The sequence below is a fragment of the Vibrio anguillarum genome, assembly GCF_003390515.1.
In the GTDB taxonomy this organism is placed as follows: Bacteria; Pseudomonadota; Gammaproteobacteria; order Enterobacterales; family Vibrionaceae; genus Vibrio; species Vibrio anguillarum.
Genome location: NZ_CP031478.1, coordinates 45,071 through 70,159, shown reverse-complemented (window position 1 = coordinate 70,159; position 25,089 = coordinate 45,071). Strand labels below are relative to the sequence as shown.

Genomic DNA, 25,089 nt, shown 5'->3' with positions numbered 1-25,089 from the left:
AACATTATGAGGAGAGATCATGAAGTACGACTGGATTTTATTTGACGCTGACGAGACCTTGTTTCATTTTGATGCTTTCAAAGGTATGCAGCTGATGTTTGAGCGCAAAGGAGTGTTGTTTACTGAGCAAGATTTTGCGCAGTACCAAGAAGTTAACAAACCACTGTGGGTCGACTACCAAAATGGTGATATCACGGCGGCGCAGTTGAAGCATACTCGTTTTGCAGAGTGGGCAGAAAAGCTCGCGACGACAACCACGGAATTAAACAGCGCGTTTCTTGAAGCCATGGCTGATATTTGTACTCCACTACCAGGAGCAAAAGAGTTATTGGATGCCCTTACAGGTCGAGCGAAACTTGGCATCATTACTAATGGTTTTACCGAACTTCAAGCGATTCGTTTGCAAAGAACGGGGATGAGTGAATACTTTGACCACGTGATTATTTCAGAAGAGGTTGGTGTAGCGAAACCTGATCACGGGATTTTTGCCTACGCGTTAGACAAAATGGGCAACCCTGCTAAAAATCGTGTATTGATGGTAGGAGATAACCCGCATTCCGATATTCTAGGTGGCTTGAATTTTGGTATTGAGACCTGTTGGCTAAACTCTACTGGCGCAAGTGCTGTTGAGGGTATTGAGCCACACTACCATGTGCGTTCATTGCACGAGCTTAAAGATATTTTGGTCGCATAATTATTTACAATGATGTGGCTTGGGGTGTGGAGTGATGATATCGACCTCCACACCAACAAATCGATTCGTTAGCGGTTGAATTCACCGTCACGCTCAGGTTGATAAACTACATCAAGAATCTCAATCACTCTTTCTCTACCACCTGGCATTGGCCAACTGAGCTGTTGACCAACAGCTAGGCCCAACAATGCACTGCCTACTGGGGCAAAAACAGAGATATCTTGACTGCTTTTCACTTCATGCGGATACACAAGATTTTTTTCGATCACTTCATCACTGTCGATAAACTTGAAGCGTACGGTCGAATTCATGCTCACCACATTATTTGGCATCTCTTGTGGGGCGACAATGGTGGCTCTATCCAACTCAGCCTCGAGCTTTTCTAACTCTGGCGTTAGTTTAGGCATGCCATCCAGTAATGCGGATATTCTGTCCATATCAAGGCTTGAAACTAAGACAGGTGCTAAGTTTGACATTTTTAATACTCCAAAAAGAAATACCGCCCAAAAGCTAGGCGGTATAAAAATTAACGTCAATGTTATTGCGATTCAGGCTATGACATTAATCTTGTTCGACATAGAATGCAAATAATACGGTATCAGTTTGTTATGAATTTAGCATGCACGTATTTAGGCTGGGAGTGGATGTTGTGCAGTACGTAAAAATTAAAGATGTGATTGTTGAACAAATCGATGCTGGCATGCTTGCCCCTCGTCAAAAATTACCCCCTGAACGAAAACTTGCAGAGTCGTTTAATACCACACGCGTTACCCTGCGTGAGGCTTTGTCTCTGTTGGAAGCGGATGGCAAGATCTACCGAGAAGATCGGCGAGGTTGGTTTATTTCTCCCGAGCCGATACGTTACGACCCAACCCAAACTCTGAATTTTACCAACATGGCTTTAGCACAAAACCGAGTACCAAAAACGGAACTGATGATGGCAAAAGCGCTATTAGCCAATAAACAAGCATCGCTCTTATTGGGATTGAAGCCGTTTTCGGATGTTTACCAAATTGATCGTGTGCGTTATTTAGAAGATCGCCCCGTGGTCTATGTGACGAATTACGTGCGCCCTGAATTGTTTCCCAACTTGCTGACTTTCGATTTGTCTCAATCACTGACGGATATTTATCGCGACCATTTTGCCGTGGAGTATCAAACAGTCCGTTATCGAATTACCACTAGCTCTTTGCTTGGTCATATGGCGCAAGCGCTACGCGCTACATCAGGCACTCCGGCGATGGTCGTTGAGCGCATTAATTATAATCAACAGGGTGAACTGATCGATTGTGGCATCGAATACTGGCGACATGACGCGATTTGTATTGAGTCGTTAGCCAAGCTAACCGTGGCCCGCTGAGGCTATGTCCGTTAAAACTAGGTCCGTTAAAGCTAGGTCTGTTAAAGCTATGTTCGTTGAAAATTGAGCGCATTCAATGAAAAAGGCGACCTCTATTAAGTCACCTTTTTACTGTGTTGTTGCTGTTTATGACTGAGTTTGTGCATCCGTTTGTTTGAGCTGTTTATGCCCATCTTCACTGACGCCACGTTTCCAGTAGCTGCTGATATAAATATAGTCTTTCGCTATCTCTTTTTCATTGCGAAAATACTCTCTTAGCGCGCGCATGGTATCAAATTCACACGCACACCATACCGAGCCATTCTCACCCAGCCAATTTTTCTCGATAACCGAAGTCGCCAAATTGGTGCTGCTGTCTTTCACTACCCAAGAGATCTCTATGTTCTCCGGAGCCTGTAGTGCCTGTTTGTCATCCACATGCTCAATTTCAATTACTGCATAACCTTTTGCATCACGCGGTAAGCGTTTTAATTGAGCTGCAAGGGCAGGGATCGCGGTCATGTCAGCGGCTAAGAAAAACCATTTCCCATTGGGATTCAACCCTTGAGCTTTACCTGGGCCAGCGATTGAAATCGTATCGCCAATGGCCGTATGCATCGCCCATCTGACTGCAAATCCACACTGCTTATCTTCCGCCTCATGCCGTACAAAATCGATTTCAATGCGGTTGTTGGTCGCATCAAAACTTCGAATGGTATAAGTGCGCATTATTGGGCGCTGATCAGGGGTTAACCGTGACAAATCAGTGCCACCATCTTCACTAAACAACAGCTTGATATAATCGCCTTCGTTTTCAAGTGTAAAATGCTCAATTGAGTCACCCTGTAACGTAATGCGTTGCAGGGAAGGCGAAATCTGCTGACTACCCACAACCGTGAGTGGATAGAAAGAGCGTTTAGGTTCTGTTTCTTTTTTCATTATTCTCTAGATTACCGTTTTGTCTTTTGTAGGTATAACCTTAAACTGAGTGCTCAATTGATTCAATGATAATAACTATCATTTACGTTATTTTACTTTGAAGAGATGGGAATATGTAACTTTGCAGATAAAAAGCCCCATACGCATAATGGTATGAGGCTTAATAATGCTCACATTTTGCTGATGTTTAAACTTCGTTAGGTGCAACTTCTGCAAGTTCATCCCGTTCGTTCATTTTTGATGCTTCAAGCATTTTTCGAACAACCAATGAAGCAACGATGGCCACTGCTACCATCACTACGGCTAAGATCGTGAGCATTTTAAAGTAGTCGCCATAAACGCTTTGGACGATATGCTGACTGATCACTTGACCTTTTTCTAATGCGATGGAGGTTGAGAACACCGCACCCACAATGCCACTTAAGGCGATGGCGACTGAAAAGAGGCTAACCGAAAAGTTTTCGATGTGCTTGGGAGCCACTGACAAAATGAAGGCTACTACTAAACTACCAACAATGACTTCCGCAAAAGCTTGGAAGAAGTGGATCATCAAAAAGACTTCTGGTCTGATGACAACATCAGCACCAATATTCATGACTGCCATGGTTAAGATGCCAAATGCAATGGCGGTAAAGATGAATGCAAAGCCAATTTTAGTGGCTGTTGAAAAATTAATGCCTCGCTTTTCCAGTGAAGAGAAAGTCATAGCAATGACAGGCCCAGCAACAATGCACCACAGTGGGTTCATCGCCATTGATGCTTCAGGAGCGATTGGGATTAATCCAAATAAGTCACCACGCATCGTATTGATGGTTACCATGGTCATGGAGGTCATCATTTGCCCGTAATAGACAAAGAAACAGGTGGTGAGCACCGTCATGATAAGAATAGTGCCCATTTTCAAGGTATCGGATCGATTCGCTTTAAACATCAAAAAGATGAAGTAAAAAATGGCAGCCGCACCAATGGCATAAACGATGTTTTGACCGATGTCCATATTAGAAAACATGAAGAAAACTAGCCCAACCATCGCGCACGATACTGCACAAAAGGCGAGCCAGTTTTTCACGCTTACGGGAGCTTGATCAATCTCAGCTGCAGCATTCACTAATGATTTGTTAAACACAATTAAAGTGGCAAAGGCGAACGCTGCCAAAATGGCTGAGAGCATAAAGCTACCGTGAAAACCGATCACTAAAACAAACATCGGGAATAAATATTGGCCAAGTAATGCCCCCACATTGTTTACCGAATAATTGACAGGGTAACAGTTTTCAAAATGTTCTTGGGAGCTAAAAGTGCGTTTATATAAACTGGGGTAAGAAGGAGACATTAATCCGCGTGCGTAGCTCGCTAAAGCGATGCCTGCTAATGCCATCGCGACGTTGGTTGTTGAGGCACCCAGCACCAGTAGTGTGTAACCAAGAGCAAAAGCGCCGTAGGCAATGGTTAATGAACGATAAGCGCCAAGGAACTTATCGGCAATAAAACCACCAGCGATCGCAAAAAGGGGGCCAATGGATGAAAATGCTCCTACCACCATCATGGTATCGGCTTCGTTATAATCCAAATCTTCTAGAAAAAAACGGGTTAGGATAACCATTACCCCGTAAAATGATAAGCCAAACATCATTTGGCAGAACATCATTGATTTATTGAGTTTATTCCACATATTAATCTCTCCATGCAGTGGATATTTAGAGTTTATTCCTGTGGATTTTATCATTGGTAGTTATAAATAAATTGAAACAATTATCGCAGAAACCTTACTTTATACACGAGCATTTCTAATGCGTGGCTATCGTTTGAGTAATGTTTAAAAAGTGATTGTTTATTTTATTTTTTGACTCAAGCACTATGCACATGTAGGAGTATTTACGTGTTACCAAACCATACGTTTTAATACTGCTGCTTTCTTGATGTCGATTGCTATGACACAAGTTTTATGGTGGCTGGAATGGAGAGAGAAAAATAACGATGGTAGCCGAGCATCTTTATATCGTATTAGGTAAACGACTTGTTGATCAGCAATTAACATTAGAAGGGCGTAGCCGTGTTGATGGCCTCGTTAAGGCGTTACAACGTCATGACATCGATCATAGTGTCATTGCTTTATGCGGTGGGCTCACGCTAGGGCAACAGATTTCTGAAGCGAAGGCTATGTATCATTACCTTCAATCGGAGCTTACTCGGCTCAATGTGTCACTTTCGAATAACCGCATTTTGCTGGAAGAGTACTCAACCAGCACGGTAGAAAATATCGAAAACGTCGCGTTAGAGCTGCAAAAAAACGGTGACATTGACACACAAAAAACATTACCTGTCACTTTCATTTCTAACGACTATCACTTGCAGCGTATTTTTGAAATTCAGCAACTAATGGATGAACAAGGGTTACTGCGAGTGCTAAAACAACGCTGTGAAATGATGGGGATCACGCTGGCTATTTCACCGGATCTGCACGATCACCTAGCGGTGAAATACCCTTATACGTATTTAGCCGCGGAACTGTTTCTATTGGTCGATCAACTAACGACTTACCGTGTCTATCTTGAAGGTGTTGTGGCTGGCTCATTTTTGCGCGATCTCACGCAAGTGAGAGCCATTCCTTACCAAATAGCATATGAGGCTATTTTAGCGATCAACCATAAAATCGCAGACAACCCAAAGTGGGTTTTTGTTCGCTGTCTTACGGATTTATTGATGCAGTGTATCAATGCCACAAAGGGGGCGTTAAATGTCAGTGAGATTCAACCCTATCTCATTTTGTTCGACAGCAACTTAACGTTATTGAATCGATATCTTGATCCTGAAAACCCGTGCGTCGGACGCTGGTGGCGTCAGGGATAGTAACAAGCGAAATAGATGAATCAAAGAGACCCCGCAATGCGGGGTCTTTGCTTTTTAGTCAAGCGACTTATTTCCTGACCAAAAACCGTTTTGAACAAAACAACGTGTTAAGCCGTTTCTAACGTACGCTCTTTGACCACGCTTAGACGCTCGCCATAAATTGGACGTAGTGCTGCCAGTACATGGTTACGAGTTAGCATACCGACAAACTTGCCATCTTCAAGGACGGGGAGATTTTGTGGTTTGTTCACTTTCATGCTTTTTGCGCGCTCTTCTAAAGAGAGTGAGCTAAAACGGGTAGCAATACCCATGCTGCTAGTAGGGTATAACTGTTCTTTATCGATGCATAAAAACTCGGCGATATCAATCAGACGGTCAGATGCATCGATGGCGATAACATCGCGGCTCATAAGATCCACCACTTTTTGCCCTTCGGTAGGGAGGTAGTCTTGGCACCATAAATCCACCATGACATCGTGAGCTGAGAAAAATCCGACCAAACGACCAGCCACATCAACCACAGGAGCACTATCGAGCTGGTTATCCAGCAACATATCAATCGCTACTGCGGTTGGCATTTCCACGCCTAGAGTTACAGGTTGGGTGTTCATAATGTCTTTAACTGTAATTGTTTTATTCATTTTCGTTTCCTTCACTGACGTAATTGTTGCTGTTTCCGTAATAGTGCTAATGTTTGCGGCTTTAAGTTGTGGACGGCGGAAAATAGACCAGTTGGCGAGACCAACCAACACAGCACCGCCGACAATATTGCCCAAAGTCACTGGGATAAGGTTTGCCACCACAAATTGATGAATGTTCAAATCTGCGTAATGAGTGGCACTGATACCGATCTGCTGCCAGAAGCTCTCTGGTGCAAAGTTTTGAATCACAATGCCTAAAGGGACCATAAACATGTTGGCTACGCAGTGCTCGAAACCGCTAGAGACGAACATCGCCACAGGCAAAATTGTCATTGCGGCTTTGGTCATTGCATTGGCAGAGCTAAACGTTAACCAAATCGCAAGACAAACCAGTAAGTTACATAGCACCCCAAGAGAAAATGCTTGAACAGGTGTATGGTGTAGTTTGTGCTGCGCGATGTTCAGCGCATTCAACCCCCATTGACCATCATCCAACTGATAGAGACCAGCCCCAGTAACTAAAAGCAGTAAGAACATGGCACCAATGAAGTTACCGATATAAACCTTGCCCCAAATGGATAACATTTTGCTAAAGCTGATTTGTTTATTGGCCCAAGAAATGCTCGACAATACGGAACTGGTGAACAGTTCACCGCCACAAATCACGATTAAAATCAGCCCCATGCTAAAGGCTAAACCACCCGCTAAACGACTGAGCCCCCAACCTGCGTTAGCACTGCCTGTCGTGACAGTGATGTAGAACAAAAATGCTAAGCCGATAAAAGCACCTGCCATAATGGCAAGGCTCAGTGTCATACCGCTACTTTTCTTGGCTTTGCTTAATGCAAATTTCTCGGCTTCTGCCATCATCTCAATCGGTGAGAACAGCTGTTTATTTTCAGAGTAGGCTGCTGACATACACGCTCCCAAAGCTCAATTTCATAATTACCTCCCAAGTTCAAACAAAGCGTCATGCCTTGCTTCCCATACAGACTAACGAACGAGTCATGAAGTAGTAAAATTGATAATTTTTAGATTACTCATCAAATGAATTGATATGAATAAATGAAAGAGTAGAATGAAACCGTTTGCGCATATTAACTCCCTTGAAATTAAAGGTGTGGCGCGCAGTAGATGAAAGCTAAATAGGAAAAGCAGTGCGGTATTCACTCAAACAATTAGCAGTTTTCGATGCTGTTGCCGATAGTGGCAGCGTCAGTCAAGCTGCGGATAAATTAGCGTTAACTCAATCCGCGACCAGTATGTCGCTAGCACAATTGGAAAAAATGTTAGGTCGCCCTTTGTTCGAAAGACAAGGAAAGCAGATGGCATTAACTCATTGGGGAATGTGGCTTAGGCCGAAAGCGAAGCGTTTATTACAAGATGCTCAGCAGATCGAAATGGGCTTTTATGATCAGCACTTGCTTAGCGGTGAAATCAGTATGGGAGCCAGCCAGACCCCTGCCGAGCACCTCGTTCCAGACCTTATCAGCATTCTTGATAACGATTTCCCAGAGATGCGTATTGAGCTTGGTGTGAAAAGCACCAAAGGGGTGATCGATGGCATCCTCGACTACAAATATGACCTTGGTATCATTGAAGGTCGATGCGATGATAACCGTATTTCCCAAGAAGTGTGGTGTCGAGATCACCTAACAGTGATAGCTTCGGCTCATCATCCTTTTGCCAAATGTAAAACGGTGAGTCTTGCACAGCTTGAACAAGCCAAATGGGTGTTAAGAGAACACGGTTCTGGCACTCGAAATATTTTTGATAGCTCGATTCACCATCTTATTTCCGATTTAGATGTGTGGCGAGAGTACGAACATGTTCCTGTGCTACGCAGTATGGTTGCGAATGGTCCGTACTTAACTTGTTTACCTTACCTCGATGTAGAACGCTTTATTGAGAATGGCCAACTGGTAGCGCTCAATGTGCCTGATCTGAATATGGAAAGAACGTTGTCGTTTATTTGGCGAGCAGATATGGCTGAAAACCCGTTGGTTGAGTGCATTAAGCGTGAAGGACTGCGCATGATGAAAGGACGACCAAGCGTACTTTAAGCTTGTTAATCTTGGTTATGATTTACTTTGTTACTTCTCAATATGGGGTGTGATAAGTGAAGCTATTGAGTGTTCGCATTTAGCATCATGTCACACACCCTCATCACCTAATCTAACGCTCATGCTCGATTAAAAAGCACTTCAAATGTGTTGATTTATCGTTTGCGTCAACATTTCAATGAAATAAGTGAAATCATTGCATTTATTTCATGACTTAGGTCACTAGTCATCCGTGGTTGAAGCTTTTAATATCGGCACTTGATTTATTGATGTCGCTATAGCAACGGCTTGTTAAATGACAGGCAGATAGCGGCTAAATGAGGGCGCTATGAGCACACTATTTGCAATTTCACTAACGACAGGCATTCTTTCTGGTGTTTGGGGCTGGATAGCCGTTTCGTTAGGCTTACTATCATGGGCTGGCTTTTTAGGATGTACGAGTTATTTTGCCTCTCCAACCGAGGGTATTAAAGGTCTTGCAGAAAGTTTGATAACTAATATCAGTGGCGTTTTTTGGGCAATGGTCATTATTCATTCATCCAGTTTGGTGAGCTTGGATATTTTGGGTTACGTTGTCACTGCGGTAGTGGCATTTTTAATGTGCATTCAAGCGTCGAAAGCGTGGCTTGGTTATATCCCTGGAACCTTTATTGGCGCTTGTGCCACTTTTGCTGCGGGTGGTGATTGGCAACTGGTTATTCCATCACTTCTATTCGGTGGCATTTTTGGCTTTGCGATGAAAACAAGTGGTATGTGGTTGCATCAACGATCTAACCAGCCAACGCTGAGCGACAGCGCAACTGTTGAAACGCGTTCTAAATCCTCAACTTGTTAATTTATGTTTAAGACTAATGCTGGTGAAATCTGCATTGGTAAAGGTTACCCCCAATTGATCCGTATCGATTCATCAAAATTGTTGATATACCCATTCAATATAAGATTAGTCACATATAGCGAAATGGAAATGATACGAGGCACACAATCATGTGTGCCTTTTTTTACGTGTGGCCATTGGCCATCGTAATCACGCGTTTTAGTGTCCAGCGCAACAGTACAGGAATAAAGTCCACACCTTGTTGTTCACAATGGGAAACGATGGCAAGCGCCAAATCAGGTTTCGCGTGTTTTTTCAGCACACGTGTGACCACTTTTTTCGCAGGGATTGGATGATCGTAAGGTATTTTAATCAAATCTTTGAAGAAGTGTTCAAAGCCATGAGAGTACAGAAAATGTTCGATATCTCGATCGGGAAGTTCGGTTAGGCGGTGTCGTTCTTGATCACCTGTCAGCATACCGCGTACCGTTGACGAATATTTTTTGCCAGCGGGATCGCCATCAGTCACGACATGCCAATCAATGCCAAACGCTTTCGCCACTTTAATTAAGGACTTCAGACCAGACTGAGCAAATTCGACAATTTGTACTCCTTCGGCGGCTAGATTATAGCCACACTGGCGAGCCAGCTCACTAAACAGCCACACCTCAGTTTCTCCTTCAACCAACAACCAGCAGCGAGCAAAAAGCACCCCTGAACGATGAAAACGAATATGAAAACCGATACGTCGTAGTTCGTCCTTACTCAATCCACGAGAGATCATCGAATTTGCAATGGTACGGTCAGAAGTACGCACCAAACGCCGAATCGAATGAAGGGGAACAGAGCCAAGCAGATCACCACTGTTCGTTGTGAGAATTTTCTGCATGGGTAATAGTTGAAGTAAACTCCAAGCGCGCGCCAGATGAGTAGGGTGCAATCGACCTTCGGGATCTTCGATAATCAGCAGCGGCCTAGCGCAACGTCGTAGGTCAGTTGGGCCTTTGGCTTGCAGATAAGCATTGAGTAAGCCCATCAACAGCAAACGAGTTTGCTTATTTTTAGTCTCTTCAACAAATTGGCTTATGTTTTTATCGGCGGTTGGGCTGGAATAGACTAAGCTGTCACGTTGCTGTCTTGGGTTTTTACGTGTCTGACTTTTGAATGAAAAATAGTGATCAACTAATACATTCATTGAGTTAAGGCTACTTCTCATCTCGCCTTTGTTGACATGTCCAGGAATGGCCAGTAAACGACGACAGGTATTATCAATGCGTTTTTCGGCGCGAGAATTTTTACCGTTACCATTGACGAAAGGTCGCTCGAAACGCCGTGAATCTTTCAAACGGATCACTGGGTGTAAGCTCATCAGCTCTTGCGCTAATTTTTCGGAATGATGCAGCGGTAGTGGATTGCCTTCGAGGTCTAAAAACAGGTAGCGAGTGGTAATATCATATCGCTCACGAGTGGCACTGATGCGATAGAATATCCGTTTCGTACCCGTTTCATCTTCAACCCAAATCGGCCTCAGCTTACGATAACGGCCGGATCGAGATTCATTTTTGTCTGTAGAAACAAAGCTTAAGACAATTTGTAAATGCTGAGTTTGAGGATGAGCGATAGAGTAATCGACGTGGAAATCTTGCATTTCAAATTGATAAGGTACACCGTTGGCTGGTAGCACTACTGATAAGGCGTCCAACAATGAGGACTTACCCCAAGTATTTTCACCGATCAATGTGGTGAGTTCATCAAAAGCGAGCGATAAACGTTTGATTCCTCTGAATCCGGAAATTTCAATTCGCTCTAGATGCATAGGCAGACTCCTTTTATAACTCAACGAGTTAGCTTCTCGCTGAGTCTGTTTTTCTTTAAGCATAATAGAAATTATGCAGATAAGTAGGCTGCTGGCTCACATATCAAGTGTTTATGTAGGGTCAGCCGAATGAGACAAAGGCTACAAAGCGTGATGAGGTTGACTTAGCGTAATTATATTTTCAAACTCGTTTCATAAAAGTCACGATTCTGTCATGATTCTTCAGCTAGGATAGAGTGGAAAAAGAAGAGAAAGATAAATGATGCATAAAAAGAATAGACCAGCATCAATTATGCTGGCACACATTAATGACACTCATTCATATTTTGAACCGACATCGCTGCAATTGACTCTCCACATCCAACAGCAGACTTTAACACCGTATGTAAGTGCTGGCGGCTTTGCACGAATTGCAACACGAGTTCAGCAATTGAAAGAAGATGCGGCGCGTATGAAGCGAGCCTTTGTATTTTTACACGCTGGGGATTGTTTCCAAGGCACGCTCTATTTCTCGCTATTTAAAGGTAAAGCCAATGCGGACATGCTCAACGCATTGAATCTTGATGCGATGGCATTAGGCAATCACGAACTGGATATGGGTAATGAACCCGTTGCCCATTTTGTTAAACGTATTCAATTTCCATTGCTAGCTGGCAATTGGGATCTTTCCAATGAAAGATCGAATAAGCCTTTTCCAATAGCCGGTAGCTCGCAAGTGATAAGTTATCAACCTCAAGGTAAATACGCTCGCTGGATAGAAAAACAGGCTGGTGATGAAACGATTGCAATTTTCGGCTTGTCACTCGATAAAATGGCTGATATTGCCAACCCAGATCTCGATACTCCATTTATTAACGCTATCCAAACGGCAAAAAATACGGTTGCTGAAATACGCGCTAAAGGGATCAACAAAATTGTTCTACTTAGCCATTTAGGTTATGAAGCGGACATTGAGCTCGCACAGCAAGTGGAAGGCATTAGTGTTGTCGTCGGCGGGCATAGCCACCGATTACAAGGTGATTTTAGTGCACTAGGGCTGATGAAAGATGATGAGTATGGTTTAAGAATTAACGACACTTATGTCGTCCAATCCGGTTATCATTCTTTGAGCTTAGGTCATTGTTATATCGACTTTTCAGCCGATGGCAAAGTGGACAAATTTCAGGGTCGTAATGAACTGTTACTTGGCCGTCGTCTATTTCTTGATGCCAGCATGAGCGAAGCGGGCACCGATAACACCCATTTAGCGGCGTGCGAATTTTTAAGCCAGCACCCTAATGTGGTGGTGTGTAAGAAAGATCCGCAGGTCCAAGGAATATTGATCGATAAATACATGCCGCGAGTACGTCAGCTGCAACAAAATATTATCGCACATGCTGATCGTTTCTTAAGACACGTCAGAATTCCTGATGAAACTGGGCCGAGTGAGTTGGCTCCTTTGGTGGCTCAATCATTCGTCTATGCCATGCGGCAAAGAGGGCACCCCGTGCAGTTTGCAATACATAACGCTGGTGGAGTCAGAAACTCGCTCAACGCCGGACAAGTTTCGGTGGCAGACATTGCCGGAAATTTATTGCCTTTTGCCGTTCCTATTGGTGTCTACCGAGTGCAGGGAGAAACCTTAATTGAGATGCTTGAAGGGGCAATTAATAATGCGCTGGGCAATGGGGTCGACGGCACAGGTTCTGGCAGTTATCCTTACACCCACAATCTCTCGTTTACTTATGCCGCCGATCGGCCTGTAGGACAACGCATCACAAATGTGTTGTTATTTGATGAGCAAAAAGGTTGGCAACCAATTGATCTTAATCGTTATTATTGTGGAACCTCTTCGGCCTATACCATGAAAGGCAAAGAGGGATATGATGCGATACTGAAAATGAAGGGAGAAGGTTTTGTTTCGAATGTGTCAATGGCCGATGCGTTTATTGAACTGCTGACGGAAAAACCTGAAATACTTAACCACGCAGGAACTCAACTCCAACATCATTATCAGTAACTCGGTTTGACATAAATTTACTGGCATAGACTTTGCTTTTTAACTTTCAGTCTTAACGCATCTTCAACCCGATGAAGGTGCATGAAGATGTGAAAGGGGAAAGTATAATGTGGATTAGAGATTGGTTAGATGCTGCTGTCGTCGTTGCTTGGGTCAGTGCATGGTCTGTATTGGTGTATTTATTACCACTGGCAGGCGTATAAAAATCTAAGCTAAAAAGGAGCATAAATGGCTCCTTTTTTTGATCACGGCTATGGACCTTTGCATCCAATAGGCATAAAATCCGCGCTGATTGGGGAGTAGTCGCCTTTGTTTACTTATCGTCACCTCGTTAAGCGCATGCTTATCCGGTAAGTATAAATAGCCTTCTGTTAAAAACGGAATGCTTATTTCGACGAGACCAACGCATTCAGCTCTGTTCATTATGAACAGCGGTTTTTGTTTGCGGAAGGTTTCGATCGGTTAATCCCATCTTATCCTTCCGCCTTTGGAGGATATATGACCCCAACAACCTATCTCAGCTTTGCAATTCTGACTCTATTTCTTGTTGTTATCGATATTTGGCAAACCCGTGGCGGTAAAGTCACGATCACTAAAGCGGCCGTTTGGAGCGTGATTTGGTTTATGCTGGCGTTTGCATTCGCCGCGAGTATCTATTTCTTTTGGGATAGTTACGCACCAACCAGTTCATACAGTGCCGAAAAGGCGACGATCTCGTTTATTACTGGTTACTTGTTAGAAAAATCGTTAAGTGTTGATAACTTATTCGTCTTTGCGATTATTTTTCATCAATACGCAGTCCCAGAGCATTTACGCCCGCGGGCTCTATTGTGGGGAGTGATCGGTGCTTTGTGTTTACGAGCGGTGATGATTGTGATTGGTGCGCAGCTGCTTGAACAATATCATTGGTTACTTTATGTGTTTGCATTATTTCTTATGTGGACCGGTATTCAACTTGCGCGTGAGAAAGGCGATGAACAGCTAAACCCAATGCCGGAGAAGCTGATTCGACGTTGGTTCAATGTGACGGATCATTACGAAGGGAATGCTTTGGTTGTGAGCCGCAATAAGCAATGGTTTGTGACTCCAATGATGATTGTGATTGGCGTGATTGCTTTTATGGATGTCATGTTCGCATTAGATTCAATACCGGCTATTTTTGCCGTGACCCGCGAACCCTTTTTAGTGTTAGCAGCGAACGTGTTTGCGTTACTTGGTTTGCGGTCTTTGTACTTTGTGTTGCAAGGGATGATGGATAAGTTTATTTACCTAAAACCAGCGCTTTCCTTCATCATGATATTCATTGGTATTAAGATGATGCTAGTCGGTTCTGCGTGGGAAATTCCGACACCAGTCTCACTGGGTGTACTGTTAATCACTATGATTATTGCGGTGTTGGCTTCTGTCTATAAGCAGAGAAGTCCATTACCTGCTACTAATAAGCCATAATATAAGTAAACGGAGGTAAGTGTTTGACAATACTTACCTCTATTTTTTTATTTATCCTTTAGCTAACCGACGATAAAAAAATTAATGTGAAAATTTTGTAAATAATCGGTATTTTTGTTTTTCATTGAGATTTAAATTCGCCAAATCAAACTTAATGTGAATAAGTAGTCGATTATCGTGGATAATAAAAGCATGCGTTGTTATAGGTTTGTTTCATTAGAATAACTAATTTGAATGTGGAAAATTTGTCATTTTTTAACCAAAAAAATATCACCTAGAATTCATTTCAACAAAGTAAGTTACCGAATTAACAGAGAGGCTATCATGGCACAAGCAATGAATATGGGTACGATTACAGCACCTACCTCTATGGATAAAAAAACCTACGCGGTTAACTTCAAAGGATTGATTGCACATTTAGTTGATATTCTGTTTGTCGACCACAGCGAACCTCGCAGCTACTACGCGAATAATTTGTCTGGTCACATGCAGAAAGATATCGGTTTATACCGTTAATTCAATGTGTAGAGATGTAAAAGCCGACGGATTAAATCGTCGGCTTTTTTGTATTTAAAATTTACTAGTTTCACTGCTCATGAAAACAACGGTTTCCGAAAAACAAAGGCGCAAACTAAGTTGCGCCTTTGTTTTATTCGTCAATGGATATTATTTTTTGCGACAGTATTCAGCAATGATATACATCGATTGGCCATTGGCTTTACCAGAGATCAACTTAGGATCGTCGCTTAAACTGATACCGCGAACCACAGTACCCTGTTTAATGACTTGGCTTGAGCCTTTGATAGGGAGATCTTTAATGATGGTTACGTCGTCGCCTTTTTTCAGTTCTACGCCATTCACATCACGAGGCTTTTCTGCATCATCATCCATACCAATTTCAGCCCATTTTGCAGCTTCTTCTTCAAGATACATCATATCAAGTAGGTCTTGAGCCCAACCCTCAGTGGCCGCAAGGCGCTTAAGTTGACGCCACGCCAGTACTTGAACGGGTTGCTCTTGGCTCCACATGCTGTCGTTCAAACAACGCCAATGGTTCACATCTACTGTTTCTGGGTTCTCAATTTGGCCTTTGCAGACATCACACAACATAACGGCATGGTCAACAGTAACCATAGTGTGTGGCGCTACCACAAATGGAGCTAATGGAGATTCTGATGAACAAAGCTCACATTTTGATTGGCTGCGTTCAAGTAAAGTTGCTTCAGTAGACATAGTACCCACCTTGTAAAAATATGTAAGCGCGTATTATCCACGTTACGACTGGAATTAAAAGGGGAGATGGCAAAAAGCTTGGTATTCGTGAGGGAATTGAACTAAGTCATCGTCAATAGTAAGAAAATGGGCATCGTGCTTTACGCTGTTATTGCTCAAAGGCATAATGAACGCCGTTTTTATGTTTGTATGTAGGTATCACTGTGGAACTCCTTTCCGCTCCATTTTTAGGAAAATCACTTCGTCTCGAAGGTTCAATGTCAGGCTGGCAGCAACTCTATTGGGATAATCAACTGGTCGCGCAATGCGATGCGACAGGGAATATCGAGGCGACAACGACCCATAGATTTCAGTTGTTAAGTGGTGAAACGCCGATCCAGTGTGAGCTGAATGTCGAGCTGAGTTGGCAGCCTTTTAAACTTCGTTATCAGGCATTAGTCAATGGTGACATTGTCACGCAAGGTGAGCGTTCAGAAAAAGACATTGAAAAACAAACACCATATAGCCCGCCAAAGCCGGAGCGACGTTTTAGCCTTATTGGTCTAGTCTCACTTGGTATGAAAGCACTGAAAAGTGCCAAGCTGATTAAAGTTGTTCTGGCGTCAGCAAGTATCGCAGCCTATTCGTGGTTATTTTCCTTCCAGTTTGCTATGGCGCTTATTGCCTGTTTGGTGTTCCATGAATTTGGCCATATCAAAGCGATGAAGTATTTTGGTATGAAGACTAAAGGCATTTATCTCATTCCATTTCTTGGTGGCTTGGCATTAAGTGATGAAAAAATCAATACACGTTGGCAAGATGTAGTGATCTCAATTATGGGGCCATTTTTTGGTTTGCTGCTCTCGGTAGTGCTGGTTGTCGTGTACTGGATCACAGGAGAGATATTTTTTGCCGGCCTTGCTGTTTTTAATGCCTTTCTCAATCTCTTCAATCTATTGCCTATATTGCCGCTTGATGGTGGTCACGTGTTAAAAAGCATCAGCTTTTCTATGAACAGCACTTTGGGGATTTCGTTGTGTGCTCTTGCGGCGATCGCTGGTGTCATTTTGAGCTATTGGCTTGGATTAACCCTGTTCGGCTTTTTATTGATTATGGGCAGCATTGAAATTGTAATGGAATGGAAGCAGCGTCATCAAAGTCATTTGCTACCTCTGAATCGATATGGACAAATTGTAGCTTCACTTTGGTATGTCAGTTTAGTGGCTGCGCTTATCGCTATTATTTGGGGTTTTGCAACGACAGGGGATGAGCTGCTACAACTACCATTACGCATTTTAGGTACTTGAGTCGGTACGTTGACACTTGTAAGCCATGTATCAGAGCACTTTTTGTGCTCATCTTTAAGCGCTTAAATGACATCTTTGTATGAAGAGGCTTCTTAGCACCGATAAACTGCTAATGACAACACTGCAGTTAATATTTATGAGCGATCGGATCTGTCTCGAAAATGTTTAGTTGGCAGGATCTCAATCGCTGGAACTGACTGATTACTCGCTGCAAGTTGCTACCTTTTAAGTATAGAATGAATCTCTTTTACGATGAATGAGACAAAAAAGCATGGATATTTGGAAGAAGCCTATCGATTTAATAACGTTAAACGCCACCTCCAAAAACACCTTGATAGAGCATCTCAATATTATTTATACCGATTATACTGATCACTCTTTGTCTGCGACCATGCCTGTTTGTCACTTTACCCATCAGCCGCTTGGTATGCTGCATGGTGGCGCCTCGGTGGTACTTGCGGAAACCTTAGGTTCAGTTGCCGCGAATTTCAGTGTGGATCAAGAACACTATTGTGTAGGGTTAGACATTAATGCTAATCATGTCCGCGCCATGCGAGAGGGGATGGTTATAGGAACAGCGACACCTATCCATCTTGGTATTTCAACGCAAGTATGGCAAATCAATATCACTGATGAGCGCGAACGTTTGGTGTGCACCAGCCGTTTGACGGTCGCAGTACAAAAAATTCGTAACCGTTCTCAAGCTATCAAGGTTGATTTATAAAATGGTGATTGAATTTTCAGGTGGAAAAATCATCGTAACACCCCATGAATTAGTGGTACGAGTATTGGGTGATCTCGCCATCACGCTACAAGCCCAAGCCGATGCTGTTCAGCTCATTGGGAGAGGGGCGAATGTCATCTCTGTAAATTGCTCAGAAAGTAAATGGTCGATTAAGTTGGACAACGAAGAGCAAATTCAGAAACTTTCTCAACAACTCGGCTGTAATATTCTTTAAACAGTGATTAAGACTATTGCATAACCAATATAAAATGAGGAAACTATCTCTGTTTTTTATAAACTGAGATTTCCTCTTTATGAGTAGCCCACGACTTCGCGTTCAATTTGAATCTTTATTTGAGCACTTTAACGGCCAAGATGTTGGTGTCCAGCTAGAAGAGATCACCGAGATCCTTTTCTGCACACGCCGTAATGCGCGTATTGTTCTAAATAAAATGGAGGATGAAGGCTGGATAGAATGGCGTCCTGCGGCGGGGCGTGGAAAATTATCCGATCTCATTTTTAAACGTAGTCGCAGTGATGTCAGTGAAAACCTTGCGCGTCGATACTTAGATGAGGGTAAAATTGGCCATGCATTTTCAGTACTGGATCAAGATGCTGCGAAACTGACGCAAGTGATCCAAAGCTATCTTGGTGTTCAGCATCAAGAAGGTCTGCAAGTCATACGGTTGCCTTATTATCGCCCGCTTTCAATGCTAAACCCGCTAAAATCCATGCGTCGATCTGAGCAACATATCGTAATGCAAATTTTTAGTGGATTAACGCGGCTAGATGAGTATGAACAGCTGCAGCCAGATCTCGCACATACATGGGAATCGGTGACAGCAACACATTGGCGTTTTTATCTTCGCCCAGGGGTTCGTTTCCACAATGGTGATTTGCTTACCACCGACGGTGTTATCCAAAGTTTGTGGGAATTGCGATTTCTGAACTTATTCTCCCATCTTGATAGGATCAGCTCGCCCTCCAACTGGGTTATCGATATCTTTTTACAAAAAGCGGATAGTCGCTTACCGCTTCTTTTATCTGAGTCATGTGCCAAGATTTTACTACCAGAGTCCAATCGTAGTGATAATTTTGATTTAATGCCGATTGGTACTGGCCCTTACAAAGTCATTTTAAATGATGAAAAACGCTTAGTTTTGCAAGCGTTTGATGGATATTTTGGATTTAGACCTTTGCTCGACCGGGTCGAAGTGTGGGTGATTGACGAAGTACATTCTTCGATGGTTTTTCCTAGCTTATCGCATCCGATAAAAACAAAGCGAGGTTCATTTACAGAAGACGTGGATCTTGACCCCGGCTGTACTTACTTGTTACTCAATAGAAAAAATGGCGTCGCCGCGGATGTAAATTGGGCTCGCTACCTTACCAATAAGCTCAGTACTCTCAACCTATTTCGTCAATTACCAGAAGACAAAGTGGTCGAGTTGGGGGTGTTACCTGCTTATGGCCTGAAACCGGGCTGGTATCATAAGTCATCGGGAGATGTTGCCGCTACACCGCCGGGCGAGCGTTCGATCACCATTGCATATCATGCTCAACATCCTATGTTTCCAAGCTTAGTGAAAACAATACAACAGCTGTTAAAAGAAGATGGGATTTCGGTGGAGCTTGTTAAATATGATTTGACGGTTGAAGACACCGATGCTGTCGATGTTTGGGTCAAACCGATGGGAATTGCCAACCATAGAGAAGATGCGTTAGCAGGATGGTTACTTGATTACAGTGATATCGAGCATTTAAGCCGCGCTGAAGATTTTTCGTATTGGTGCCAGTTAGTGGATGAATGGCGCGCTGATCCACACGCCATATTTCCGGCCAAAGAGATTGGCAAATCTTTGATAGAAAAACAGCAAGTTATCCCGATGTTCCACTGTTGGCTAGGGATAAGCAAAGATCAATGTGGTGCATTACAAAACGCGAAATGCAACGCATTAGGCTGGTTTGATTTTAGCAATGTTTGGGTTAAACCAGAGTTATAACAAATCACAGTGATACCCAAACAACGTAGAGTTACAAGTAGGCGGCTTGTCAGTGGCCGATAAAATAAGCTAAGACTAAACAGTAGAATCTAAATTATCCGTTGTTGCCGTCATTTCTGGCGGCAACAAGTATCAGGAATTATGACGTTGGTTTGATTACGCCGCAGCTAACAACTTCTGCTGATGAGCCAAGTATTCATCGTACGTTCCTTGGAAGTAGACCAACTGTTTGTTTTTCACATCAATGATCGAAGTGGCCAGCGAAGAGACAAACTCACGATCGTGGCTAACAAAAATCAGTGTCCCCGTGTAGGACTTTAACGCGTTATTGAGCGCTTCAATCGCTTCCATATCCATGTGGTTGGTTGGCTCGTCCATGATCAGCACGTTGATATCTTGCATCATTAGTTTGCCAAATAGCAGACGGTTCTTCTCACCACCCGAGCAGTTTCTTGCTTTCTTATTCACATCATCAGCTGTAAAGAGTAGTCGGCCAAGAATGGCACGCACCATCAAATCATCATGTTTTACGGTGCGCCACTGCGAGATCCAATCAAAGATAGTCAGATCGTTATCAAAATCGATAGTACTGTCTTGAGGGCAATAGCCAATTGAGGCGTTCTCAGACCATTTCACCACACCTTGGTTGGCCTGCAGCTCTTTGACTAAGCAGCGTAGAAAGGTCGTTTTACCGACGCCGTTTTCACCAATTACCGCCAAACGCGAGCCCGCCTCAAGCAGCAGATTACCACCGTTGAAGAGCTGTTCATCGTCAAAAGCGTGGCCGAGATTTTGTAGTTCAAGTGCAAGACGATGCAGTTTCTTACCTTCACCAAAATCAATCGAAGGACTGATGCGGCTTGAGGATTTCACTTCATCAAGCTTGATCTTGTCCATTTTTTTTGCGCGTGAGCTAGCCTGTTTTGCTTTTGAAGCATTGGCACCAAAGCGGTTAACGAAGTCTTGCAGTTCGTTGATCTCGGCCGCTTTTTTCGCGTTGCCAGAGAGTAACTGCTCTCGAATCAAGCTTGACGCTTCAAGAAAATACTCATAATTACCCGGATAAATACGCAGTTCACCGTAATCAATATCAGCCATATGGGTACACACTGAGTTCAAAAAGTGACGGTCATGGGAAATAATGATCATGGTGCATTTACGCTGATTAAGTTCTTCAGCCAACCAACCAATGGTGTGGATGTCTAAGTTGTTGGTTGGCTCATCGAGCAGCAAAATATCTGGGTTGGCAAACAAGGCTTGCGCCAACAAAACGCGCAGTTTCCAACCAGGAGCCACTTGTTGCATCAAGCCAAAATGAAACGATTCCTCAATACCCGCTTTTAATAAAATATCACCCGCGCGACTTTCGGCGGTGTAACCATCCATTTCAGCGTATTCGCTCTCAAGCTCGGCGACTTTCATGCCGTCGGCTTCGCTCATCTCGGCTAATGAATAAATGCGGTCACGCTCTTGCTTGATCTCCCACAGTTTACGGTCACCCATAATCACGGCATCAATTACCGTGTATTGTTCGAACGCAAACTGATCTTGGCTCAGCACACCCAATTTTAGCCCTGGTGTAATGGAAACGTTGCCTGAGCTGGGAGTTAACGCACCACTCAAGATCTTCATGAACGTCGATTTACCACAGCCGTTAGCGCCAATCAAACCGTAGCGATTGCCGTTACCGAATTTTGCAGAAATGTTTTCAAATAAAGGCTCAGCGCCAAATTGCATGGTGATATTTGCGGTAGAGATCAAGAGAGTTTTCCTAGGTATTGAGTTTAGCGAATCAGTGATGTGCAGACGCCAAATCAGCAGAACATAAACAATGGTTAAATAGGCGGCGAATTATACAGAGTTATTACAAAAAGAACAGATGTGAGAGATAGCTCACAGACGGAAATTGCTCAACGTCGAATTGCCTATCGTTATTGGGGAGAAATGGGTGAATAAAAAACACGCTTCACCACATTTTACAGAATGCAGGCTAGTATATGCGCATTCACTTTTATCATTAAAGGGATTTTAACAAGGTGCCACCAGCTCACTGTAGCCCGTTTGATTATCAAATTCTCGCTCAAACACTAAGTCAGGGTAGGAATGTAAAATCAGCTCTGCGGTAGTATTGACAAAACAACCATCCAAAAGATGACCACCGATCACTTTGCCTGTTTTATCTGCAACCGCAATGTGCAAGTGTTGATGAGATGCGGTTAGCGTGCCAATCAAAGAGACAATTTCAAATGCATCAACAAGGTGTAGCTCTGAAGATCCATCAGCGAGGCGGATGCGCACTTCAGATAGGCACCCGACACAAGAAGCGATGTTACCCGCTTGTATATTCTCTTGCTTTATCAACGCGGCAATGAATTGCTTTAAATCGTGGCCTTTTATTAAGCGAGACACTGTCACTTTTATCATGGAGCATTTCCCTTAAGCAATATCAATAACGATTCTAAGGCAGCATTAATGTCGTCATAACGCTTAGCTTTTCCCATTACACGAATTCCTTGCATCTGGACCAGTACCAGTTTTGCTAATTGATTTGCATCCAGCAATGTACCAATTTGTTTTTGCTCCTGGGCGTTTCGTAGTGCGTGACTAATAACGGCTAGTAACTGGTCAAAAAGTTGTTGGCCTTTTGCTAACACATACTCATCTTGCCCTGCGTGTTCAATCAGGGCGTTTTGCATGAAGCATCCCGATGAACTTGTCTTTTGCAATTTTGCAAATTCTTTAAGAAAAGCAGTCAATTCTTCAAACGCTGAGTTCGTTTGGTTAAGTTCAGCAAGGTGAGGGAGTGGTACTGATACCAGATATTTATCCAATGCTTCGTAATAGAGCGTTTTTTTATCACCATACGCATTATAAAGGCTAAAACGGTTAATTTTCAGCGTATCAATTAGATCGGAAATGGCGGTATTGGAGTACCCTTTTTTCCAAAACAGATCCATTGCCACAATCAGTTTTTCCTCTCTATCGAAATTACTTTTACGAGCCATAATTAAGTTTCTCTACAAAAATTGTTGACTGATCGTTTATAAAACACTTAAAGTTTAACCTGAACGATCGTTCTGAAAAAGCATTGAAAGGAAATAAGATGAAATTGTATGAATTGGCTGCAACGCCTAGCTGTCGTCGGGTTAACATATTTTTGAAAGAAATAGGCATTGATATCCCTCGCCAAGTTATCAATGTAAGGGATGGTGAGAATCTTTCTGATGAATTTCAGTCGAAAAGTATTACTAGGAAGATTCCCGTATTGGAATTAGATGATGGCACCACTCTTTGTGAGAGTATTGCTATTTGCCGCTATTTCGATCATTTAGTTAACCATAAGCATTTTCTCTTCGGCCAAACAGCTCTAGAACAAGCTAAAGTTGAGATGTGGCACCGAGTGGTTGAATTTCAAGGGCTTTATGCAGGATTCCAAGCATTTCGAAATATTTCAGGTATCTATAAAGACCGAGAAAATTGCATTGTTGAATGGGGGTACGAAAGTCGAAACCGTGTTGGTGCATTTCTGCCAATCCTAGATAAACGCCTATCAGAATCAGAATATCTTGCAACCGATGCGTTCACTATTGTAGACATCACGGCCTATATTTTTATTGAGTTTGCAGAAAATGCATTAGAGCTTACAGTATTAAAGGATTACTCAAATATTGCTCGCTGGTTTAAATCCGTTGAGCAACGTCCATCATTTCACCGAGGAGCCTAAGAATGATTGAACTGTATACCGCCGCAACGCCGAATGGTCAGAAAATCTCCATTGCATTAGAAGAAATGGGGCTGCCATACAAGGTCAACGCTTTTGATCTTTCAACCAATCAGCAAAAAGAGCCTGAGTTTACGGCCATCAATCCGAATGGACGCATTCCCGCAATTGTAGATAAAGATAACGATGATTTTCCAGTATTTGAATCTGGGGCAATTTTGCTTTACTTGGCAGAAAAAACGGGAAAATTTCTGCCCGTAGATCCGAAAGCCCGCTCTCAAGTGATCCAATGGTTAATGTTTCAAATGGGAGGCGTAGGGCCGATGATGGGACAAGCGAACGTCTTCTTTCGTTACTTTCCAGAAAAAATACAACCTGCCATTGATCGTTACCAAAAAGAAGGGCGACGTCTATTTGAAGTCATGGATAGCCAATTAGAGCATCACCGTTATCTTGCGGGTGATGAATACACCATCGCCGATATCGCAACATGGCCATGGGTGAGAATTTACGAATGGAGTGGCATTAATATTGACGGGCTCGAGCACCTACAACGTTGGTTGGCGGAAATCGCGCAACGCCCTGCAGTGATTAAGGGGCTTACCGTGCCACCACCAAGTCAAGAAAGCGATGAACAGCGAGCGGAACGCATTCAGAAAATGGTGACAAGGTAACCTGAGTGATGTGTGTATGACAAAACGGTGGGCTTATCAGTTCAGTTGAAGTATTTAACTGTGGTTCCTAATTTGTGCATTTAGCATTACACTGCGTGAAAATTCGTGATAAGAAAAACGTAATGATTAACGATAAAGACACATTAGAAAACGAAGAAATTGAAATAGAGGCGATTGGTATTGAAGTTTCGTCGCAACCTATTGAGCTTTATAAGGTGCTAAAGATTGCTAACCTAGTGGATGGTGGCGGGCAAGCAAAATTCCTGATTAGCGATGGTTACGTGGCAGTCAATGGAGAACTTGAAACTCGAAAACGACGTAAAATGTACAATGGGGATTTTCTTGAATTTAACCAGGAGTACTACGTTGTATTGTGTGATCAACCCGTGACTGAAGTACCTGAAACTGATGTGACGTCGGTAGTGACAGCAACAAATATGCCTAAGCCGAAGCAAAAGGCGTCAAAAACCAAACCGGCTAGAAATAAGCCGACGACCACAAAGAAAGAGAACTCCGATGCACCTAAAAGCAAAGATACTGAAAGTGGCCGTAACTCAATAGACTTTTTCTAATTTTCTGTTTTTTAATGATCTGATAAATAGACGGGAGCGATATGGCTCCCGTCTTTTATTCAGCGCCATTCGTCATTTGTCGTCGAACCGCTATTTAACCCATTAGGATCATCATCAAAAGGGTGTTGTGCCTTATACAGTAACACTTCCAACTGATGTTCTAACTGATTGACTGTCTCATAGTCACCTTCAGAGCAGGCTACATAAATTTGTTGTTCTAGTGCTTCAATGCTGTCGCGTATGGTCATTTGGCACCTCTCATCTCACCCATT

25 protein-coding genes are annotated in these 25,089 nt (G+C 43.0%); 15 read left to right on the top strand and 10 right to left on the bottom strand.

All coding sequences use genetic code 11. From position 1 onward, the window contains the following. Nucleotides 1–19 precede the first annotated feature (19 nt). Nucleotides 20–694: a pyrimidine 5'-nucleotidase gene (yjjG, locus tag DD616_RS00275; protein WP_017045536.1), complete on the top strand. Its 675-nt coding sequence runs from the start codon at nucleotides 20–22 to the stop codon at nucleotides 692–694. 68 nt (nucleotides 695–762) lie between these two features. Here the strand turns inward: yjjG and rnk are convergent, their stop codons facing one another. Next, complete coding sequence (rnk, locus tag DD616_RS00270; protein ID WP_026027712.1) at nucleotides 763–1,170, bottom strand: nucleoside diphosphate kinase regulator; 408 nt, start codon at nucleotides 1,168–1,170, stop codon at nucleotides 763–765. Between the two features lie 173 nt (nucleotides 1,171–1,343). Between rnk and phnR the strand changes: the two genes are divergently transcribed. After that, nucleotides 1,344–2,054: a phosphonate utilization transcriptional regulator PhnR gene (gene phnR, locus DD616_RS00265; RefSeq protein WP_208871526.1), complete on the top strand. Its 711-nt coding sequence runs from the start codon at nucleotides 1,344–1,346 to the stop codon at nucleotides 2,052–2,054. Between the two features lie 126 nt (nucleotides 2,055–2,180). Here the strand turns inward: phnR and DD616_RS00260 are convergent, their stop codons facing one another. After that, nucleotides 2,181–2,972, bottom strand: coding sequence for a siderophore-interacting protein (locus tag DD616_RS00260; RefSeq protein WP_094164972.1), 792 nt, complete (start codon nucleotides 2,970–2,972; stop codon nucleotides 2,181–2,183). Between the two features lie 187 nt (nucleotides 2,973–3,159). After that, the gene (locus DD616_RS00255; RefSeq protein WP_026027790.1) at nucleotides 3,160–4,644 is read right to left on the bottom strand and encodes a peptide MFS transporter; all 1,485 of its coding nucleotides are present in this window, start codon (nucleotides 4,642–4,644) and stop codon (nucleotides 3,160–3,162) included. A gap of 305 nt (nucleotides 4,645–4,949) precedes the next feature. Here DD616_RS00255 and DD616_RS00250 point away from each other — a divergent pair, with 305 nt between their 5' ends. Next, nucleotides 4,950–5,822 (top strand): YdcF family protein, encoded by an 873-nt coding sequence (locus DD616_RS00250; protein ID WP_208871525.1) that lies wholly within the window; start codon nucleotides 4,950–4,952, stop codon nucleotides 5,820–5,822. A 107-nt stretch (nucleotides 5,823–5,929) separates the two neighbouring features. Here DD616_RS00250 and focA read toward each other — a convergent pair whose 3' ends face one another. Beyond that, nucleotides 5,930–7,381, bottom strand: coding sequence for a formate transporter FocA (gene focA, locus DD616_RS00245; protein WP_094123444.1), 1,452 nt, complete (start codon nucleotides 7,379–7,381; stop codon nucleotides 5,930–5,932). Between the two features lie 239 nt (nucleotides 7,382–7,620). Here focA and DD616_RS00240 point away from each other — a divergent pair, with 239 nt between their 5' ends. Then, nucleotides 7,621–8,526, top strand: a complete 906-nt coding sequence (locus tag DD616_RS00240; protein WP_013867825.1) for a LysR substrate-binding domain-containing protein — start codon at nucleotides 7,621–7,623, stop codon at nucleotides 8,524–8,526. Nucleotides 8,527–8,854: 328 nt separating this feature from the next. After that, nucleotides 8,855–9,361 (top strand): DUF1097 domain-containing protein, encoded by a 507-nt coding sequence (locus DD616_RS00235; RefSeq protein WP_019281895.1) that lies wholly within the window; start codon nucleotides 8,855–8,857, stop codon nucleotides 9,359–9,361. Between the two features lie 163 nt (nucleotides 9,362–9,524). Here DD616_RS00235 and DD616_RS00230 read toward each other — a convergent pair whose 3' ends face one another. Further along, nucleotides 9,525–11,156: an ATP-dependent endonuclease gene (locus DD616_RS00230; protein ID WP_026028965.1), complete on the bottom strand. Its 1,632-nt coding sequence runs from the start codon at nucleotides 11,154–11,156 to the stop codon at nucleotides 9,525–9,527. Nucleotides 11,157–11,415: 259 nt separating this feature from the next. Between DD616_RS00230 and DD616_RS00225 the strand changes: the two genes are divergently transcribed. The 3 genes from DD616_RS00225 (at nucleotide 11,416) to DD616_RS00215 (ending at nucleotide 15,120) form a co-directional block, all read left to right on the top strand. Next, the gene (locus tag DD616_RS00225; protein WP_208871524.1) at nucleotides 11,416–13,155 is read left to right on the top strand and encodes a bifunctional metallophosphatase/5'-nucleotidase; all 1,740 of its coding nucleotides are present in this window, start codon (nucleotides 11,416–11,418) and stop codon (nucleotides 13,153–13,155) included. Nucleotides 13,156–13,653: 498 nt separating this feature from the next. After that, complete coding sequence (locus DD616_RS00220) at nucleotides 13,654–14,604, top strand: TerC/Alx family metal homeostasis membrane protein (RefSeq protein WP_170935153.1); 951 nt, start codon at nucleotides 13,654–13,656, stop codon at nucleotides 14,602–14,604. A 324-nt stretch (nucleotides 14,605–14,928) separates the two neighbouring features. Beyond that, entirely contained in the window at nucleotides 14,929–15,120 is a 192-nt protein-coding gene (locus tag DD616_RS00215; protein WP_017042819.1) for a hypothetical protein, read from the top strand. Nucleotides 15,121–15,270: 150 nt separating this feature from the next. On the opposite strand, the gene DD616_RS00210 is transcribed toward DD616_RS00215, so the two are convergent. After that, complete coding sequence (locus DD616_RS00210) at nucleotides 15,271–15,837, bottom strand: PhnA domain-containing protein (RefSeq protein ID WP_026027787.1); 567 nt, start codon at nucleotides 15,835–15,837, stop codon at nucleotides 15,271–15,273. 203 nt (nucleotides 15,838–16,040) lie between these two features. Here DD616_RS00210 and DD616_RS00205 point away from each other — a divergent pair, with 203 nt between their 5' ends. The 4 genes from DD616_RS00205 to DD616_RS00190 all read left to right on the top strand — a co-directional run bounded on the left by DD616_RS00205 (nucleotide 16,041) and on the right by DD616_RS00190 (nucleotide 19,850). Next, nucleotides 16,041–17,123: a site-2 protease family protein gene (locus tag DD616_RS00205; RefSeq protein WP_026027786.1), complete on the top strand. Its 1,083-nt coding sequence runs from the start codon at nucleotides 16,041–16,043 to the stop codon at nucleotides 17,121–17,123. A gap of 271 nt (nucleotides 17,124–17,394) precedes the next feature. After that, nucleotides 17,395–17,847 carry a hotdog fold thioesterase gene (locus DD616_RS00200; RefSeq protein WP_010320753.1) on the top strand — a complete coding sequence of 151 codons (453 nt, stop codon included), beginning with the start codon at nucleotides 17,395–17,397 and terminating at the stop codon, nucleotides 17,845–17,847. Nucleotide 17,848: 1 nt separating this feature from the next. Next, nucleotides 17,849–18,082: a DUF3389 domain-containing protein gene (locus tag DD616_RS00195; RefSeq protein ID WP_029189958.1), complete on the top strand. Its 234-nt coding sequence runs from the start codon at nucleotides 17,849–17,851 to the stop codon at nucleotides 18,080–18,082. Between the two features lie 79 nt (nucleotides 18,083–18,161). After that, entirely contained in the window at nucleotides 18,162–19,850 is a 1,689-nt protein-coding gene (locus tag DD616_RS00190; RefSeq protein WP_208871523.1) for an SgrR family transcriptional regulator, read from the top strand. A 156-nt stretch (nucleotides 19,851–20,006) separates the two neighbouring features. Here the strand turns inward: DD616_RS00190 and DD616_RS00185 are convergent, their stop codons facing one another. The 3 genes from DD616_RS00185 to DD616_RS00175 all read right to left on the bottom strand — a co-directional run bounded on the left by DD616_RS00185 (nucleotide 20,007) and on the right by DD616_RS00175 (nucleotide 22,855). Continuing rightward, nucleotides 20,007–21,611, bottom strand: coding sequence for an ABC-F family ATPase (locus DD616_RS00185; RefSeq protein WP_208871522.1), 1,605 nt, complete (start codon nucleotides 21,609–21,611; stop codon nucleotides 20,007–20,009). Between the two features lie 267 nt (nucleotides 21,612–21,878). Further along, the gene (locus tag DD616_RS00180; RefSeq protein WP_208871521.1) at nucleotides 21,879–22,274 is read right to left on the bottom strand and encodes a PPC domain-containing DNA-binding protein; all 396 of its coding nucleotides are present in this window, start codon (nucleotides 22,272–22,274) and stop codon (nucleotides 21,879–21,881) included. Further along, nucleotides 22,271–22,855, bottom strand: coding sequence for a TetR/AcrR family transcriptional regulator (locus DD616_RS00175; protein WP_208871520.1), 585 nt, complete (start codon nucleotides 22,853–22,855; stop codon nucleotides 22,271–22,273). The genes DD616_RS00180 and DD616_RS00175 overlap by 4 nt, the downstream gene beginning before the upstream one ends. Nucleotides 22,856–22,953: 98 nt before the next feature. Between DD616_RS00175 and DD616_RS00170 the strand changes: the two genes are divergently transcribed. From DD616_RS00170 to DD616_RS00160, 3 genes are all read left to right on the top strand, one after another. Next, complete coding sequence (locus DD616_RS00170) at nucleotides 22,954–23,574, top strand: glutathione S-transferase (protein ID WP_208871519.1); 621 nt, start codon at nucleotides 22,954–22,956, stop codon at nucleotides 23,572–23,574. 2 nt (nucleotides 23,575–23,576) lie between these two features. Further along, a complete protein-coding gene (locus DD616_RS00165) occupies nucleotides 23,577–24,245 on the top strand; it encodes a glutathione S-transferase family protein (protein WP_013867809.1) in 669 nt (222 codons plus the stop codon). A gap of 122 nt (nucleotides 24,246–24,367) precedes the next feature. Next, a complete protein-coding gene (locus DD616_RS00160; protein ID WP_237293084.1) occupies nucleotides 24,368–24,817 on the top strand; it encodes an RNA-binding S4 domain-containing protein in 450 nt (149 codons plus the stop codon). 59 nt (nucleotides 24,818–24,876) lie between these two features. On the opposite strand, the gene DD616_RS00155 is transcribed toward DD616_RS00160, so the two are convergent. Continuing rightward, on the bottom strand, nucleotides 24,877–25,065 hold the full coding sequence (locus tag DD616_RS00155; protein ID WP_013867807.1) for a hypothetical protein: 189 nt from the start codon (nucleotides 25,063–25,065) through the stop codon (nucleotides 24,877–24,879). Between the last annotated feature and the right edge of the window lie 24 nt (nucleotides 25,066–25,089).

Excerpts from the sequence above, each read along its gene's own strand:
- yjjG (WP_017045536.1), top strand. The coding sequence starts at position 20 with ATGAAGTACGACTGGATTTTATTTGACGCTGACGAGACCTTGTTTCAT.
- rnk (WP_026027712.1), bottom strand. The coding sequence starts at position 1,170 with ATGTCAAACTTAGCACCTGTCTTAGTTTCAAGCCTTGATATGGACAGA.
- DD616_RS00260 (WP_094164972.1), bottom strand. The coding sequence starts at position 2,972 with ATGAAAAAAGAAACAGAACCTAAACGCTCTTTCTATCCACTCACGGTT.
- DD616_RS00255 (WP_026027790.1), bottom strand. The coding sequence starts at position 4,644 with ATGTGGAATAAACTCAATAAATCAATGATGTTCTGCCAAATGATGTTT.
- DD616_RS00250 (WP_208871525.1), top strand. The coding sequence starts at position 4,950 with ATGGTAGCCGAGCATCTTTATATCGTATTAGGTAAACGACTTGTTGAT.
- focA (WP_094123444.1), bottom strand. The coding sequence starts at position 7,381 with ATGTCAGCAGCCTACTCTGAAAATAAACAGCTGTTCTCACCGATTGAG.
- DD616_RS00235 (WP_019281895.1), top strand. The coding sequence starts at position 8,855 with ATGAGCACACTATTTGCAATTTCACTAACGACAGGCATTCTTTCTGGT.
- DD616_RS00230 (WP_026028965.1), bottom strand. The coding sequence starts at position 11,156 with ATGCATCTAGAGCGAATTGAAATTTCCGGATTCAGAGGAATCAAACGT.
- DD616_RS00225 (WP_208871524.1), top strand. The coding sequence starts at position 11,416 with ATGATGCATAAAAAGAATAGACCAGCATCAATTATGCTGGCACACATT.
- DD616_RS00220 (WP_170935153.1), top strand. The coding sequence starts at position 13,654 with ATGACCCCAACAACCTATCTCAGCTTTGCAATTCTGACTCTATTTCTT.
- DD616_RS00215 (WP_017042819.1), top strand. The coding sequence starts at position 14,929 with ATGGCACAAGCAATGAATATGGGTACGATTACAGCACCTACCTCTATG.
- DD616_RS00210 (WP_026027787.1), bottom strand. The coding sequence starts at position 15,837 with ATGTCTACTGAAGCAACTTTACTTGAACGCAGCCAATCAAAATGTGAG.
- DD616_RS00200 (WP_010320753.1), top strand. The coding sequence starts at position 17,395 with ATGGATATTTGGAAGAAGCCTATCGATTTAATAACGTTAAACGCCACC.
- DD616_RS00195 (WP_029189958.1), top strand. The coding sequence starts at position 17,849 with ATGGTGATTGAATTTTCAGGTGGAAAAATCATCGTAACACCCCATGAA.
- DD616_RS00190 (WP_208871523.1), top strand. The coding sequence starts at position 18,162 with ATGAGTAGCCCACGACTTCGCGTTCAATTTGAATCTTTATTTGAGCAC.
- DD616_RS00180 (WP_208871521.1), bottom strand. The coding sequence starts at position 22,274 with ATGATAAAAGTGACAGTGTCTCGCTTAATAAAAGGCCACGATTTAAAG.
- DD616_RS00175 (WP_208871520.1), bottom strand. The coding sequence starts at position 22,855 with ATGGCTCGTAAAAGTAATTTCGATAGAGAGGAAAAACTGATTGTGGCA.
- DD616_RS00170 (WP_208871519.1), top strand. The coding sequence starts at position 22,954 with ATGAAATTGTATGAATTGGCTGCAACGCCTAGCTGTCGTCGGGTTAAC.
- DD616_RS00165 (WP_013867809.1), top strand. The coding sequence starts at position 23,577 with ATGATTGAACTGTATACCGCCGCAACGCCGAATGGTCAGAAAATCTCC.
- DD616_RS00160 (WP_237293084.1), top strand. The coding sequence starts at position 24,368 with ATGATTAACGATAAAGACACATTAGAAAACGAAGAAATTGAAATAGAG.
- DD616_RS00155 (WP_013867807.1), bottom strand. The coding sequence starts at position 25,065 with ATGACCATACGCGACAGCATTGAAGCACTAGAACAACAAATTTATGTA.